The 14,693-nt window shown below is 43.9% G+C and carries 17 protein-coding genes; 7 read left to right on the top strand and 10 right to left on the bottom strand.

Annotated elements, in window-relative coordinates; translation table 11 throughout:
- Positions 1 to 200: 200 nt before the first annotated feature.
- Positions 201 to 416, bottom strand: coding sequence for a hypothetical protein (locus SWP_RS00585; RefSeq protein WP_020910353.1), 216 nt, complete (start codon positions 414 to 416; stop codon positions 201 to 203).
- A gap of 654 nt (positions 417 to 1,070) precedes the next feature.
- Between SWP_RS00585 and SWP_RS00580 the strand changes: the two genes are divergently transcribed.
- Both SWP_RS00580 and mtnC read left to right on the top strand, forming a co-directional pair.
- A complete protein-coding gene (locus SWP_RS00580; RefSeq protein ID WP_143711152.1) occupies positions 1,071 to 2,198 on the top strand; it encodes a hypothetical protein in 1,128 nt (375 codons plus the stop codon).
- A gap of 316 nt (positions 2,199 to 2,514) precedes the next feature.
- Positions 2,515 to 3,192: an acireductone synthase gene (gene mtnC, locus SWP_RS00575; RefSeq protein ID WP_020910351.1), complete on the top strand. Its 678-nt coding sequence runs from the start codon at positions 2,515 to 2,517 to the stop codon at positions 3,190 to 3,192.
- 57 nt (positions 3,193 to 3,249) lie between these two features.
- On the opposite strand, the gene SWP_RS00570 is transcribed toward mtnC, so the two are convergent.
- The 3 genes from SWP_RS00570 to SWP_RS00560 form a co-directional block, all read right to left on the bottom strand.
- Complete coding sequence (locus tag SWP_RS00570; protein WP_020910350.1) at positions 3,250 to 3,495, bottom strand: DUF4344 domain-containing metallopeptidase; 246 nt, start codon at positions 3,493 to 3,495, stop codon at positions 3,250 to 3,252.
- Positions 3,496 to 3,513: 18 nt separating this feature from the next.
- Positions 3,514 to 3,876 (bottom strand): DUF4344 domain-containing metallopeptidase, encoded by a 363-nt coding sequence (locus SWP_RS00565; protein WP_020910349.1) that lies wholly within the window; start codon positions 3,874 to 3,876, stop codon positions 3,514 to 3,516.
- 242 nt (positions 3,877 to 4,118) lie between these two features.
- Complete coding sequence (locus tag SWP_RS00560) at positions 4,119 to 4,496, bottom strand: DUF4344 domain-containing metallopeptidase (RefSeq protein WP_020910348.1); 378 nt, start codon at positions 4,494 to 4,496, stop codon at positions 4,119 to 4,121.
- A gap of 453 nt (positions 4,497 to 4,949) precedes the next feature.
- Between SWP_RS00560 and SWP_RS00555 the strand changes: the two genes are divergently transcribed.
- The 3 genes from SWP_RS00555 to SWP_RS00545 all read left to right on the top strand — a co-directional run bounded on the left by SWP_RS00555 (position 4,950) and on the right by SWP_RS00545 (position 6,401).
- Positions 4,950 to 5,378, top strand: a complete 429-nt coding sequence (locus tag SWP_RS00555) for an acyl-CoA thioesterase (protein ID WP_020910347.1) — start codon at positions 4,950 to 4,952, stop codon at positions 5,376 to 5,378.
- A gap of 68 nt (positions 5,379 to 5,446) precedes the next feature.
- Positions 5,447 to 5,722: a GNAT family N-acetyltransferase gene (locus SWP_RS00550; protein ID WP_020910346.1), complete on the top strand. Its 276-nt coding sequence runs from the start codon at positions 5,447 to 5,449 to the stop codon at positions 5,720 to 5,722.
- Positions 5,694 to 6,401 carry a hypothetical protein gene (locus SWP_RS00545; RefSeq protein ID WP_020910345.1) on the top strand — a complete coding sequence of 236 codons (708 nt, stop codon included), beginning with the start codon at positions 5,694 to 5,696 and terminating at the stop codon, positions 6,399 to 6,401. The genes SWP_RS00550 and SWP_RS00545 overlap by 29 nt, the downstream gene beginning before the upstream one ends.
- Positions 6,402 to 6,408: 7 nt before the next feature.
- On the opposite strand, the gene SWP_RS00540 is transcribed toward SWP_RS00545, so the two are convergent.
- The 6 genes from SWP_RS00540 to SWP_RS00520 form a co-directional block, all read right to left on the bottom strand.
- Entirely contained in the window at positions 6,409 to 6,819 is a 411-nt protein-coding gene (locus SWP_RS00540; protein ID WP_020910344.1) for an acyl-CoA thioesterase, read from the bottom strand.
- Positions 6,820 to 7,252: 433 nt separating this feature from the next.
- Complete coding sequence (locus SWP_RS00535) at positions 7,253 to 9,049, bottom strand: AMP-dependent synthetase/ligase (RefSeq protein WP_044555515.1); 1,797 nt, start codon at positions 9,047 to 9,049, stop codon at positions 7,253 to 7,255.
- 388 nt (positions 9,050 to 9,437) lie between these two features.
- Positions 9,438 to 9,587 (bottom strand): hypothetical protein, encoded by a 150-nt coding sequence (locus SWP_RS24035; RefSeq protein ID WP_187148526.1) that lies wholly within the window; start codon positions 9,585 to 9,587, stop codon positions 9,438 to 9,440.
- Positions 9,588 to 9,652: 65 nt separating this feature from the next.
- A complete protein-coding gene (locus tag SWP_RS00530; protein WP_020910339.1) occupies positions 9,653 to 10,957 on the bottom strand; it encodes a hypothetical protein in 1,305 nt (434 codons plus the stop codon).
- Entirely contained in the window at positions 10,954 to 11,799 is an 846-nt protein-coding gene (locus tag SWP_RS00525) for an ABC transporter ATP-binding protein (RefSeq protein WP_020910338.1), read from the bottom strand. The genes SWP_RS00530 and SWP_RS00525 overlap by 4 nt, the downstream gene beginning before the upstream one ends.
- Before the next feature lie 20 nt (positions 11,800 to 11,819).
- A complete protein-coding gene (locus tag SWP_RS00520; protein WP_020910337.1) occupies positions 11,820 to 12,191 on the bottom strand; it encodes a GntR family transcriptional regulator in 372 nt (123 codons plus the stop codon).
- Positions 12,192 to 12,338: 147 nt separating this feature from the next.
- Here SWP_RS00520 and SWP_RS00515 point away from each other — a divergent pair, with 147 nt between their 5' ends.
- Both SWP_RS00515 and SWP_RS00510 read left to right on the top strand, forming a co-directional pair.
- Positions 12,339 to 13,946: an alpha/beta hydrolase gene (locus SWP_RS00515; protein ID WP_020910336.1), complete on the top strand. Its 1,608-nt coding sequence runs from the start codon at positions 12,339 to 12,341 to the stop codon at positions 13,944 to 13,946.
- 10 nt (positions 13,947 to 13,956) lie between these two features.
- Positions 13,957 to 14,691, top strand: coding sequence for an ABC transporter ATP-binding protein (locus SWP_RS00510; protein WP_020910335.1), 735 nt, complete (start codon positions 13,957 to 13,959; stop codon positions 14,689 to 14,691).
- Positions 14,692 to 14,693: the final 2 nt, after the last annotated feature.

Below are 14,693 nucleotides of genomic sequence, written 5' to 3'. Positions count from 1 at the left end.
CCACGTCAGTGAAATGCATGGTTTATTTTTTAACTCAACGAAAGAAACGGTCAAACTTTGCTACAGTCCCTCTTAAGGTCTATTTCATGTTGGGGGTATTTAGCGCACTAAACCGATGACGTTTAGTTAATAGAATAAGATAACAATTGGGTTGGCAGCAAAGAAAAATCGCCGATACCGCGGGCGATTCGAGTTAACTTTTATCTACAGGTGCCGCGTTCAACCAGTACCTTTTTATTTGTTACGGTGCCTTGACTAACTGCTTGACGGTTAAAGCATGGGATATACAACCTGCCAACTTCGGCGCCATTGCTATCAACGTAAGCGTAGATTGAAAACTCCCAATAGGCGGCTTGTACAGCCGTGGTTACTGCAGCAGTAGCTATTAAAGCTAAAAGTCCTTTTCTCATATTCATTGTCTATCCCTTATATTCTAATAGAATGTTCTAGCATTTATTATTCTATCTGTATCACTTCACTTATCTACTGCTCTTTTTGCTAGGATCCACGGCTAACTATCATCATTTAGTACGACAAAACCTAAATAATATTAAGAAAAATGGCAATATATTAAACCGTTCCGTTATATTAATTCCTAACAGTAGTAACCCGAATAGTTAATTTTAAACTGGTGAGTCAAAAGATTTCAATATTCGGTGGTTCGTTTTTCCGCTCATCAGTTGCAACCTATTAGAACAAACCGGACACTACAGCACAAAGTAGTGCTATCACTTTAGAATTCAAGTCGATATTCATCAACGTTACTAAGAGGAAACAGTGAGGATTATAGCCAGATATACTTACAAAATTACAAACAGGCACAGAACGATATGACGAAGCATTCCAATCCACAATCGCGATACCAACGTAAAAGTTAGTGCGATGACAATTAAAGTTCAATAATTAACCACCAATACAGCCACCGCCACGTAGCACTAAAGACTGATTAAACAACTAAAAGTCATTTCTCACTTTACTGGTTTTTTCTCACGTGTAAATTATCTGTGCCAAAGTGGAGACCTCTCCAGCAGTCTTGGTTTATTTAATAAAAATAAACATACAAAGGACTGATGATGAAATTACTAAAAATAACCCCGCTGCTACTTTGCGGTTTGTCACCACTAGTATTTGCAGGGCAAACGCTAAATAGCGCGGGAGCAACGCAAACTCAACTTTGCTACAGCTCACTGAACAAACTCAAACCCAGTATTAGTGCATTATCTAGCACAATAACGATTGATGCCTGCCTAAGTGCGAAAGATCCAACCAAACAGATCACCATTAGCTGCCCATCGTCGAACAATGTCGATATTGACGGGATAGATAAGTTAAAACTCAAGAATGATGGCCTTGCTGCTAATGTTTTCGCTAACTGTCTTTCTGAGATAGCGGATTCAGGAACAGCTTTGGGCTCACAAGATACTGCCGCTTTAACTCAATTAGCTTTGACAACACAGGTAAGCAACCCAACCACAGATGAAAAAACAGCTGAAACACTCACAAATACAAGTAATCGTTGGATCAGCTCATTCGAGCTAGGCTATAAACAACAAAATGGCTATGACGATGACGGCAAACGTACTGGTTTTGATCAAGGTGGGGTTACCGGCTCACTCAAGCTAAATGGTCGTTGGAAGAATGGCTGGGGATGGAGTGACGCAGTAACTAACTTTGAGGTTGGAGTAGCATTTGGCCAAAACCCAACTGTTAATGAAGAAAAGTCTGATCCCAACGCTGCTGGATTTAACGATGTAACCGATACTATTGATGGTTACATGAAGTATTTATATTCACCAGGCCATTTTATGGCAACCGCAAATGGCGACTCTGTTCTTAGTTTTGCAGCATTAGCTGGTATTCGTAGTTTAGATGAAGCAACCCAAGGTAATGAGTTAGCAAGGTATTACGGCGGTGGTCTAGAGTTCAACCTTTACAGCGCGGGTGTAGAAGAAAACAGTAATGCGCTTCCTCGAGCTAGAGTTGGCGGCTACTTTGTTAGAACTACAAACCATGGAGCAATGACAGACGTTAATCTTTGGGTGATACAAGCACAATATCAACTGGTTGCAGACAAGCCATTTTTATTAGGTTTTAAAGCAAACTTAGGCCCCGATGATCTTGATGACTATTCAGTCACCTTGAGTGTAAGGCAAGATACCGCAAAGCTGCTCAGCTTCTTTGGTTTTATCACTGAGTAACCCGGTTATTGATGACTAGAGTAAGCAAGACTTTATTTGTTATCTGCTTACTCTTGTCATTTCCCAAAGCATAAATCTTATCGTTTTTTTGTCCCTAATCTGCAAACCACACTAAGGAAAACCAATCTCGCTTGAGCACCCATCTCTCTTAATTTTAGAAAAATGTGATTGCAAGATCGTCGAAAAGTGTCCTTAGGCTACATGACTGAAAACTAACTACGATTTGCGACGCGAATAAACTAGCCAAAAGCAACGTTTCAGCTTAGGATCTGAGCAATAAACAGATCAATAGCACATTGCGGAGTAACCAAACATTATGGGTATCAGAGCCATTGTCGTAGATACAGCCGGTACAACTACCGATCTTAACTTTATTGAGGATATTCTTTTTCCTTATTCAGCTAAGGTATTACCCGCTTTTCTTGAAGAAAATCAAAAGAATGTGTTAGTTGAAAACTGCATTTGTGATGTACAAGATATTGCACTAGAACCTGACGCCGATCTTGCTCGAGTGACTGAAATATTGTTGCAGTGGATTGAAGAAGACCGCAAAGCGACACCGCTTAAAACCATTCAGGGTTTAATTTGGAAGCAAGGTTACGCTAACGGTGAGTTTAAAGGGCATATCTTCCCAGACTTTATCGAAGCACTAGACGGTTACAAGCAGCAAGGCTTGCGAGTATATAGCTTCTCATCGGGTTCTGTTGATGCACAGAAATTACTATTTGGTAATAGTGATGCAGGTGATCTAACTGACAAATTTAATGGCCACTTTGACACCCGCACTGGCAACAAACGTTTTAAGCAGGCTTACTGCAATATCCTAAATACGATTAGCCTTAGTCCAAAGCAGATCCTCTTTGTTTCTGATGTACTTGAAGAGTTGAAAGCGGCCAGTGAAGCAGGCTTGAATGTGCTACAAATGGTGCGTCAAGACAATCAACGCACGGGTGACTTTAAACAGATAAGCAGCTTTGCAGAAATTGAGTTATAAACGTTAGCACTAACGATTAAAGGCATTCTTAACCGAATGCCTTTTTGTATGTGCTCTTTATTCTTGGACGATATATTGCTGCTTTAACCTATCCCAATGATCACTCTGACGCAGATACTCCTCTTGGCAATACTCACCACTTTGTAGCAGTGCCTGTGGCCGATCTATCATTCCAGCAAACTTCTGTGGATCACTGCCATAGATTATACCAATTGCATTAAAAGTTTGACCATTCAGCGGGAATTCAAAACGCTGTAGGCAAGTAGTGGGATTTGAGCTAATAGTTATTCTCGGCTCTGGCATCCTGCTTCGCTCTACCTCCTAAGTCCATTTAGTCGTATATCCAAATCCTATAATGAAGCATACAACGTTTTGAACCCCGCACTTCGTGAGCACCTCAGTCTTTCCACTTCTGCTTTGCATTGGCTTAAAAGGGAATAACCATTTCTTTACCAAAGCGCTTTGAATTGAAAAGACTGAGGGGCTCTGAACTGGCCAAATACTTAATGCAATTGGTATTAAACACAAGGTAGCAAAATATCGCTGCGCATCTAAACTGTGCTCATCGGCAAAATCTTGTTCTTCAAGTTTTTCAATGCTTTCATCTTCTAGAGCAAACAGGTCTGCAGCGCTCAGCGCAATATCTGCACCATCATCAAATGAATTAAGCAGCAGTAATACCAATCAGTATAAGAAGTTGATCTACTCAGAGTGTTTTTTGCGAACTAATTCAAGGCGGATAAGTGACATAATGGTTATTCCCTTATGAAATTATTCAACGCAGAAGTAGGCAGCAAAAACCACTCCTTACAGGCGAGTTTTAGCTGTTCTGATACTGCGTTAATAAGCTTGAACGTAGAATAACTATGACCTTCTCTCATTAACTTACCTCAAAACCGCTAAACTCTCGCTGAGCGAGCAAATTTTTATACTGATTGGTATAGAGTCGCCAAAGTATCAACCGCATCCTCCTCTTTACCTAATACAATAACTTGGTTTGCATAGATAAAAGCATGACCATATTCATGACCAATGGTGTGCAATAAGGCATCTTGAGTAGCGGTAGCAGCACTAACCCCTGTTTTTTGGTAGTTGTCGGCACTAAAGCGGTTAAAGACTTCAATGATAAACGCATAGGGAATATGGATCTGCATTAACTCAGGATCAAATAGAGGCCCGTCTTCGGCGCCATAGACGATCTGTAAGGATTGCTGCAGCGGTAACTCATCAACTAGCAATTGTAGTTGTGGCTCAACTGATTTAACTATACCCGCTCTACTCGAAGATGCTCGTTTCAGAGGCATTGTGCCTGTTCAATTCTAGGCGCATTAATATAGAAATGGTCATTCCCTTTTAAATTAGTGCAACAACGAAGTGGGCTGGCACAAAGCCTTCTGTGATGGGCTTTAATGGACTTTACTCAGTGTTATTGATTTTACCAAGGGAATGACCATTAGTCGCAACCAATGCCGTGATTAAAGTCCATTAAACTCCCACTGAATTCTGCACCTTCAGGTAGAACGAGTATAGCTTGTAGGCTTGCTGCTCTTGTGAGGATTTAGCAGGCTCAAATTGGCTTAGCGTTTTTGCTTGGCACATGCTAACCGCTAATAAGCTGCAACATGCTAATCTACCGATATAAATTGCTCGCACAGATACCTCTCACTAGTCCTTGTTGCGATAACAGCATGCTGGTATGCTGAATAAAAATCAAACAACCGTTTGAAACCGATTTACACTAATAATAAGAGATCATTATGGATAAGTTTCTCGAGCAATACCCAATAAATACCACTATAAATGTCGCTTGGGGTGAAATGGATGCGCTACAACACGTCAACAATGTGGTTTACTTTCGCTATTTTGAAACTGCCAGAATTGATTTCTTCAATCAAATTAATTTGCTCGAAGATATACAAAAAACCGCGATTGGACCGGTGATCAGTGAAAACCAAGCACGCTATAAGCGACCCGTTACCTTTCCAGATACGCTCGTAGTTGGTGTCAGTATCAGTGATATTAACGATGACCGTTTTATGATGCACTACCACGTATTTAGCCAAACCCAACAAGCTGTAACCACCATTGGCTCTTCTCAGGTAGTGATGTTTAACTTTAAAACTGGACAGAAAGCACAACTAACGCCACAGCTATTGGATGCGTTAGAAACCTATAAGCTGGTGTAATTGTCAGCAGCGGTTCTCTGTATGACTTTCTTTGTAAGTTTAAGCCTAGAGAATTCAAAGGATTTGAAATGAGTGAAAACATTACCCATCTGCCTGATGAGCAACAATTTGTGATTAATATTGGTACGGCGCAAGCAGTGCTCACTTACGAGTTATCGACCAGTAACACTGCGCTAAATAGCCAAGGTTTATGCAACTTCAGCCACACCTTTGTCCCAAAAGAGTTACGAGGAAAAGGCTTAGCAGAGAAGTTAGTTCGACATGGCTTGAGTTGGGCAAAATCACAAGGACTAGAGATTGATGCGAGCTGCTGGTATGTTCAGAAATTTCTCTCGAAGACTTAAGCGAATTGCATTTAGTTTATTGATTTTGCAGTGCTTTTGGCTATTAAATGGCTGCGCACAACAGCATGCCTTTATAAGCAGTAACGGAATAGAATCTGCTAAACTCGATGCATTAAGTCAACAACTTGAGGCACAAGGCTGGAAGGTGACGTTGACACAACTGGAGATCCCCAGAGAATTTCCAGATACGAGCATTGCCATAAACCCCGCCCAGCAAAATCAATATGCTATCGAGCAGTTAATAGCTCTCATGCAAGAGCTTAGGTTTGGCGAGCCGCACATCTTTAAGTTTGCTGAGGGGAAACATTTTTACAGCATCAATAATATTGGTCTCTATATCCGAGGAAGTCAGCCAGTTTCAATGCCACCGAGCTGGCTAAGAAGCGACAACTGCGAAGAGGGTGACGCATTATTATCATTGAAATCTGCGGGTAGTGTTACTTTAGAATATGACCCATTTGATGCAGATCTAGAGCAGCTAAACAGCTATCAAGGCCGGTGGCTGTTCGATGGGGAGACTCTCAATGTTCACATCATGGAGCACCAGCAGGACTATATATGCAAAGAAATAATGAGAAAGACATGGCGAGGCTACAGCCCCGCACAACTATTCACGCCACTCAAAGAGGTGGAGTTTGCCCCGCTAAACTGCCACTTTATCATCATAGAGGCAGAATAATTAATCGCTAACCAGCTACGCCAGTGAGTGTTGCTAATTGCTCTCGGATCTCCTCGCTTAACGCCACACTTTTTTCCGCCGCATAATCGTAATGCACTACCGATGTTTGTGCCTCGACGGTTTTTTTGCCATTTTGCCAACAACTCTGAGTTAACTCAAAGCTACTATTACCGATGCGGCTAACCCAGGTTTTAATGATAACGTCGCTAGCAAAGTAGGTCGGAGCATTAAAGTTGACGTTAAACCCAGCAATGATCAGATTCCACTTCGACAAATCTTGAGTTGGGTTAAATATCTGAAATATCGGCTCACGCGCCGCCTCGAACCACACAGGAAACACGGTATTATTGATATGGCCTAAGGCGTCTGTTTCACAAAAACGTGGTTGTATGGTTAAGCTGAATTCACTTTCATTCACGGTGTTCTATCCTTTATTTATTATCTGATACCAATCGGTATATACCCATCCGACCTGAAAATGCAGGATTCAGTGGGAGTTTAACGGGCTTTGGTCACAGGTTCATTGCTCCATGCTGAACTTAAGCACCAACATCCATGTAGACGAGGCATTGATTGCAGCTAATGGTCGCTGCCTTGGTAAAATCAATAACACAGAGTAAAGCCCATGCTCTTTCTATAAGAAACGCCCATCGAAGAAGGGGATGGGTATAAAACATTGCCGCCATTCTACCGATAAAACAGCCAATACGGTAAAGCCAGCATTTTTATATCGGTGCTAATGCGTCAACGAGGCTGAACACTGGCCGTTATTAACAACAGATTAGCCAGATACAAAAAAAAGGATGCCTTAGCACCCTTTTTGTTGTTATCAAACTTCTATCTACGGCTGGTTAACGAGCATACATCTTATCGATTTCAAGAGCATACTTGTTGTAAATGACCTTACGGCGCAACTTCATTGTCGGCGTAATTAAACCCGCTTCCATCGAAAAGGCATCGGGAAGTAGGGTAAACTTTTTGATTTTCTCGAAGCCAGCTAATTCAGATTGCAACATCTTTAGTCGCTGCTCAAAGTGCTCAACCACATGAGCGTGACGTAACAAATCGAGTTGTGATTCGTAGTTTACACCCTTCTCTTTTGCCCAAGATTCTAATGACTCGAATGCGGGAACAATCAATGCGGTGACGTAGTTACGTGCATCAGCAACAATGGCAACTTGCTCAATGAATGGACAGCAGCCGACTTTACCTTCAACACGCTGCGGTGCAACGTACTTGCCGTTTGAGGTCTTCATCAGTTCTTTAATTCGGTCAGTGATAAACAGATTACCCTGCTCATCAATGCGGCCTGCATCACCGGTTTTTAACCAGCCATCTTCAAAAGTATCTGCCGTTTCTTGCGGACGATTGTAGTAACCGCGCATAACAGTATCGCCGCGGACTAAGATTTCGTTATCTTTACCAAGTTTTATTTCAACTTCTGGCAATACTTGACCGTTTGAACCAGGTACACGGTTAGCTAAAGTATTACAGGTTGCTGTTGCAGTGGTTTCCGTCATGCCATAACCACACAAAACCGGTACATCGATACTTTGGAAGAATGCACTTACGTTTGGATCAAGTGCTGCACCACCGCAAGGCATAAACTTAAGGCGGCCACCTAAGACCTGTTTCAATTTACTGAAAACCAGCTTATCAGCCAGTTTCCACTGAAGGCTCAGCCCTAGTGACGCCTTGTGACGCCCTTGACCCACTTCAGATTGCTTATGACCAACAGACATCGCCCAGGTGAACATTTTCTGTCTCATCTCTGGGGCTTTAATCACTTTGTCTTGGACTGCGCTATACACCTTCTCTAAGAAACGCGGCACCACGCATAAAGTATGTGGACGGATCTGGACAATCGCCTCTTTCACAGCCATTGGGTTAGACAGATACACGTTATGGCCACCGCGGCACAATACGTAAAAGCTCCAGCCACGCTCAAATACATGGCTCAGTGGCAAAAAGGCTAATGACACATCACCTGGTGTAAAAGGTAGCAAAGTATCATGCTGGCGCACCATAGATGCGATGTTGCGGTAGTCCAGCATGACCCCTTTTGGATCGCCTGTGGTACCAGAGGTGTAGATAAGTGTTAATAGATCATCAAGGCTAGTCGCCGCGAGCCTTTTTTCCAGCTCGGCATCGGCCACCTTATCGAGTTCACGCTCAAGCAGCTCGTCTAAGTAGAAATGATTAACTGTATCTTGAAGCGGTACGCTTTTATCAAATACCACTACACGCGATAAAGAGTCGCATTTGGCAACCAAGTCGCATGCCATAGCGTACTGTTCTGCGTCGCCAGCAAAAATCAGCTTTGCTTGTGCATCGTTAACAATGTAAGCAGCTTGTTCTAAAGTGCTGGTTGGATAGATAGGTACAACAACCGCTTTAGCCTTTAATAAGCCTAAATCAGCACAAGTCCACTGCGGACAGTTCTGTGAAAGGATCACAGCGCGGTCTTGGGATTCAATGCCAAACTGAATTAACAGCCGTGCAATTTTAGAGGTGATAATATCAAAGTTGCTCCAGCTCACTTGATGCCAAGGCGCTGCCATTTCGAATCCTTCGAGTGCAATCGCATCGCCAAGAGCTTGGCTTTGTTGCCGTATAAGAGATATAACGTGATATGACTCGAGTGACATAAAATAACTACCTTTTAGCTTACAAGTGTTCCGCTTTGAAATCAGTTTACTCGAAGTTCGCGCAAAAACTAAGAGCTTTTGCTCTATTAGTGTTAAGTCAAACACAAAAAAAAGCCGCTGATGGTGATCAACGGCCTTCGATTAACAAAAAATATCTTAAGCTAACCAGCTCAACTGAAACAACAACATCTCAGCAACAAGCGTAAAGGGTAGCGCCACAAAAAGGTCGTAGCTCAATCAACCACTTCAATTCAAACAAGCCGATTTAATTAGGATAACCAGTTTAAGTGCAATTAATAGTACTGACCCTATCGTGCCCAAGATACAGATTCAAACAACTAGGGGCTGTTGATCTTTCGAGCTTAGTTTTTGTTCGAATTCAATGCTTCTAGTACAAGGCTTGAGCGATAAAGCTTAGCCGGCTAAGTGAAAAGCTCATAACACCGTAATAGAAGCATTGAAGCGAACCCAAAGGGCCGCGTTTCTTGGCTATTTTTACTGTGTTGTAGACTATTTGTGGAGAATAACTAAACGGCATAGCCTCCGCCTTGTCAAAATAGCCAATAAACTGCGGCAAAAACAACCGTGAAAGATCAACAGCCCCTAGTCAGAGAGTAGATCTCCACGCCATAATCGATATTTCGCGTACCAAAGGCATAATAGGGCCAAAACCAGCAGCGGAATGTCCCAAGCTACCCAGCGCCAAATATCACCACCATGTTGCACCGTCGACAGTGACGAAGATACCCAACCCGATTGCAGTGCGACTAAAAATATCGTGGCAGAAATCTGCATTGAAGTGCGGCACATCGAGCCCAAGCCTAATATCGCTGCGCAACCAATTACATTACTTAACACAATGTGCGACCAAACCGACAAGCTAATTTGTGGTGATAGCAAGCTAACTAATGCAGCGGTCACCATCATGCTAACGGTCAATATTGCCAGTAAACGGTATTGAGTTAGCATGAAGGCATTGATCATGCCCTTTTTGCCATCAAAGCCAGGCAATACAAATAGACTTTCAACCGCACGCCAACGTTGAATACGGCTCCAGTGCAACATTGCGCAAGCGATACTACTAAATTGAATCAACAAAAATAGCACAGGCAACTGCACATCGAGCATATATGCCCCGAGGGCTAACAGTAGAGTCACCACTGGCATAGCCAACAACATCATTGTTAGCATAGGGCCTATAAAGTAGTTGGCGGGATGCAGATAACGTTCGAATCGGTTAAGCAGCTTGGAAGACTTAAATGACGGTAACCATAACCAGCCCATCTCTAGACCATTAAGGTAAACAATACGCGCCTTATTATTCCAGCCAAACCTTGATAGTTTGCGCCATAAAAGCGCTGCTAAAACCAGATCTGCAAACAATAACAAAGCACTACCTGTTGACGGCAACAGAGCAGCCAAGTAAGGCAACATCGGCAAAGAGACATACAATACAAATGATAGATGAAAAGCACTGCTATTCTTCAAGCTAAAATAGAGAAACCCGAGCCCGAACAATAGTGTCAACAGTAGCTCATCAAACTTATCAAATGCGTTATGTGCTGCTAAAAAAATGGTGGCGATTATAAGGCTAGTTATCAATAACCCAAGCGCTTGTAGCAGCACACTTTGCCGGTATTGAGGCACAATAGCCGCCCACTCTGTGGCTGCTAAGCGGTTCATCTGCCAACCAATAGCGACACAAGTTGAAGCGACAAACATATTCATCAGCAGCATTAGGGTGTCGACTTTGTGCTCAGTGTCATCAGGGAGTAAAAAAGGCACTCCCAAAGCCATAACCAACCCCAGCAATCCAACACCCAGAAAACTGGCGCAACCAAGATCAAATAACCACAGCCGAACAGAGCCTTTTAACCACTTTCCCGAGGTGATGAATGCCCAGCTCATGAGTGCAGCTCCATAAACAGCTGCTCCAAGTTAAGTGAGTTAGCACTAATCAGCCCAGCAAACTGCTGCTGTTGATAGTTATCAACCAACACATTACAACCATTTCGATGCAGTACATTTAACTCAGCAGGCAGTGCGGCAGACTCATTCAGCTTTAATAGCTTCACCTGCTCTCTTAGCTCATCTATCTCTTTAAATATCACCAACTCGCCATGCTTCAGCAACGCGAGATGGCTAGCAACCCGTTCAAGATCGGAAGTGATATGAGAAGAGAACAGCACACAAGAGCCTGACTCGATTGCTAACTCAAATAGATCGGCCATAAACTTACGTCTAGCGATGGGATCTAAACTGGCGACGGGTTCATCGAGAATAAGCAGTTTGGGCCGGTAAGCCATTGCCATAATGAGTGCCAACGACTGACGCTGTCCAACGGATAGACGCTGCACTTGCTGCTTAGGGTCCAGATCGAATCGTTGTAGCCATTCAGCCTCTAGTAACTTGTCCCACTCAGGATAAAAGCTACGATGCAGATCCAGTGCTTTAGATACACTAAAACCCTCATAACCAAAGGGTTGTTGCGGCACATAACCAATTTGTGTTTTAAGCTCTGACGTCATCTGTTCAACGGGCGTTGCTAGCACCTCAATACTGCCTGAACTTGCTTGCATGATCCCAAGGGCACAACGCATTAAGGTCGATTTACCCGCGCCATTTTGGCCAAGCAGACCAACAACCATTCCTGGGTACAGCGCCATATCTAAGCCATTAAGCGCGACTTTATCATCAAATTTTTTTGTCAGCTGCTTGCAGACTAAAATGGGTGTTTCATTCATATCCATCGAAAAGAATCCTTTAAATTTTACTTCCAGCGATCACCAAGCAGTGTTTTTAGCGCATCTAAACTGATGCCGAGTTGTTTAGCCTGCTCAACAACCGCGTCAATCTGCGGGTGTAATAATTGTCCATTGGAGCTGATATCACTCTGCTCACGTTGTGCCACGCGAGTAGGTTGACCACGGCGGCGCTCCAGCCAACCTTGCTCCACTAGCTGTTGCACTGCTCGGCTCACCGTCATTGGGTTTACCGTTAAATGCTCAGCCATCTGCCGCACTGACGGCAATACTTGCTCACTTTGTAGTTGGCCACCCACAATCAAACGCACGATCTGCTCGCTTAACTGTTTATAAATTGGCTCACCACTACTGGGGTTGACATTTAGTTGCTCTAACATTAGCCTTTAGTCACTGTATTAATACATTGATACACCGATACAGTACCAAGTTAACATATACCCGCTCCACTGCAAAGTGCATGTTTCAGAGCACACTGAAGTCGAGCGGGTATCGAATCGCCAAAATTGCAAAAAGGAATCAGTATCATGCACCAAGGAATGTATTCGCAATTACGAGCCGGAGTTTGCCCAACTCTGACGCGCCGTAAGAAAGTTGCTATCGCAGTTGCCATTTGGGCAGCTGTACTGCTTCCCTCTGCTCATTCGCAGCCACTTTCGCTTTCAACGACAACTTCAGCACCTAGCACTGATAACAGCTGTTATGTTGACGGACTGTCCGAGCAGATGAACTGCGGCACGGTCAGCGTACCTGAAAACTATACCAAGCCCGACGGCAAACAGATTCAAATACACTACGTGGTAATGCCCGCGATTAAGAGCAGTGGCAAAAGTGAAGCCTTGTTAGCGATTGCAGGTGGCCCAGGGCAATCAGCAATAGAGAATGCCAAGGGCTTTGATCAAATGCTGACAAAAGTGCGCCAAACACGAGACGTTATCTTGATCGATCAGCGCGGTACAGGGCAATCAAACCCATTGCAATGTATCGGTGACGGTTTTGATAGTGCCTTGGCGATTAACGAAAACGATTTTGATACTCGAGTCGAAACCCAAAAGTGTTTAGATGAATTAGACGCCGATGTTACCCAATATGGCAGCCTACCCGCACTGAAAGACTTTGAGGCCGTAAGAGAACATCTTGGCTATCAAAAGCTACACCTTTATGGGGTCTCTTATGGTACTCGAATGGCACAGCTTTATATGCGTCATTACCCTGAGCATTTAGCCACGGTTACCTTAGATGGTGTCGTGCCGATGCAGCAAAGTGTATTGGCGATTGGTGATGCGATTGCCCGTGCTTTTGAACTGGTACTCCAAGATTGTAGCAACAACGCTTTATGCCATAAGCAGTTTCCACAACTAGCTGCCGATCTGGAAAAAGTAGATAGCGAACTGGCTGAAGCTGCCAAAATAAGCACTATTGCAGATCCCACCACAGGTGAAGCAACTCAACTCACCATGACTCGCAGTAAGTTTAAAGGAGCGTTGCGTATGGCGCTCTACTCACCCAGCGTCCGTGCCTTGATTCCCCACGCTATTCACCAAGCTTCGAAAGGTAACTTTCAACCGATTACCGGCCTCTATGCCATGTCTATGGACAGTACTGGCATCGCCATGGGCATGCACGCCTCGGTGGTATGTGGCGAAGATTGGCAGCGATTAACACCCGAATTACGTGCTACAACCGCAGCAAACTATTTCGGTAAAGAGATGATCAAGACCTTTGAGCAGTCATGTGCCGTATGGAATATGCCAGCAGTTGACGACAGTTTCAGCCAAGCTATTGCCAGTGACATCCCAACTTTGCTGTTATCAGGTGAATTAGATCCGGCAACACCACCGAGCTGGGGAGAGATGGCAATGGAAAAATTAACCAACGCTAAACACTTTATCGCCCCTTATGCGACTCACGGAGTTGCCTACCAATCTTGCGGCAATAACTTGATTGCCGAACTGGCCGAAAAAGGCGCGGTAACCGACATCGATGCAGAGTGTTTAAGCAAAGATACTCGCCGTAATTTCTATTTGAATGCGAGTACAGTGGAAGCCATTCCAGCTGAAGGCAGCCAACAAGAAACGACATTAAGTGCCGATGCTGACAAAGCTTTGCGCCCACAACAAGCCCTGAATAAGTAAGGAAACACTGATGATTAAAGTATCAAACTTGTCAAAACGCATCGGAGATGTGCAGGCGCTGAACGATTTAAGCTTCTCGGCACTCGACGGTCAAATTACCGGACTACTTGGCCCAAATGGCGCGGGTAAAACAACCTGTTTACGTACTGTTTTTGGCCTACTCAAGCCCGACAATGGTATCGCTGAAATCGACGGGATTAATATTGCCAAGTCACCCGTTTCAGCCAAACAGCAACTGGGATTATTTCCCGATCCATTTGGATTATATGAACGTTTAACCCCGCGGGAATACATCAGTTACTTTGCCGAGCTCAATGGTTTATCACGTAAAGATGCCAAACAAGCCACCAGCAATGTGATTGAAAAACTGCACTTAGCAGATATTGCAGACAGGCAGTGCAAGGGCTTTTCTCAAGGCCAACGAATGAAAACTGCACTGGCACAAGCCATTGTCCACCAGCCAACCAATATTATTCTCGACGAGCCGACACGCGGGCTAGATGTAATGAGCACTCGGGTACTGCGTGACATATTGCGAGACCTTAAAAACCAAGGTCACTGTGTACTATTTTCCAGCCACGTGATGCAGGAAGTTGCCGCACTGTGCGACCAAGTTATTGTGATGGCAGAAGGTAAAGTGGTTGCCGTGGGTAGCCCTGACGCCTTATGTCAACAAACGGGTAAAGCCTCACTAGAAGATGCCTTTATTCAACTAATCGGCACCGATGAAGGGATTGCCGCATGATG

Origin of the sequence: Shewanella piezotolerans WP3, assembly GCF_000014885.1 — a bacterium.
GTDB lineage: Bacteria > Pseudomonadota > Gammaproteobacteria > Enterobacterales > Shewanellaceae > Shewanella > Shewanella piezotolerans.
Note: the sequence above shows the minus strand (reverse complement) of the source record. Positions and strands in the feature narration are given on the sequence as shown.

What these genes read in the sequence shown, in the direction of transcription:
- SWP_RS00585 (WP_020910353.1), bottom strand. Translation starts at nt 416, where the DNA reads ATGAATATGAGAAAAGGACTTTTAGCTTTAATAGCTACTGCTGCAGTA.
- SWP_RS00580 (WP_143711152.1), top strand. Translation starts at nt 1,071, where the DNA reads ATGATGAAATTACTAAAAATAACCCCGCTGCTACTTTGCGGTTTGTCA.
- mtnC (WP_020910351.1), top strand. Translation starts at nt 2,515, where the DNA reads ATGGGTATCAGAGCCATTGTCGTAGATACAGCCGGTACAACTACCGAT.
- SWP_RS00570 (WP_020910350.1), bottom strand. Translation starts at nt 3,495, where the DNA reads ATGCCAGAGCCGAGAATAACTATTAGCTCAAATCCCACTACTTGCCTA.
- SWP_RS00560 (WP_020910348.1), bottom strand. Translation starts at nt 4,496, where the DNA reads ATGCCTCTGAAACGAGCATCTTCGAGTAGAGCGGGTATAGTTAAATCA.
- SWP_RS00555 (WP_020910347.1), top strand. Translation starts at nt 4,950, where the DNA reads ATGGATAAGTTTCTCGAGCAATACCCAATAAATACCACTATAAATGTC.
- SWP_RS00550 (WP_020910346.1), top strand. Translation starts at nt 5,447, where the DNA reads ATGAGTGAAAACATTACCCATCTGCCTGATGAGCAACAATTTGTGATT.
- SWP_RS00545 (WP_020910345.1), top strand. Translation starts at nt 5,694, where the DNA reads ATGTTCAGAAATTTCTCTCGAAGACTTAAGCGAATTGCATTTAGTTTA.
- SWP_RS00535 (WP_044555515.1), bottom strand. Translation starts at nt 9,049, where the DNA reads ATGTCACTCGAGTCATATCACGTTATATCTCTTATACGGCAACAAAGC.
- SWP_RS24035 (WP_187148526.1), bottom strand. Translation starts at nt 9,587, where the DNA reads ATGCCGTTTAGTTATTCTCCACAAATAGTCTACAACACAGTAAAAATA.
- SWP_RS00530 (WP_020910339.1), bottom strand. Translation starts at nt 10,957, where the DNA reads ATGAGCTGGGCATTCATCACCTCGGGAAAGTGGTTAAAAGGCTCTGTT.
- SWP_RS00525 (WP_020910338.1), bottom strand. Translation starts at nt 11,799, where the DNA reads ATGGATATGAATGAAACACCCATTTTAGTCTGCAAGCAGCTGACAAAA.
- SWP_RS00520 (WP_020910337.1), bottom strand. Translation starts at nt 12,191, where the DNA reads ATGTTAGAGCAACTAAATGTCAACCCCAGTAGTGGTGAGCCAATTTAT.
- SWP_RS00515 (WP_020910336.1), top strand. Translation starts at nt 12,339, where the DNA reads ATGCACCAAGGAATGTATTCGCAATTACGAGCCGGAGTTTGCCCAACT.
- SWP_RS00510 (WP_020910335.1), top strand. Translation starts at nt 13,957, where the DNA reads ATGATTAAAGTATCAAACTTGTCAAAACGCATCGGAGATGTGCAGGCG.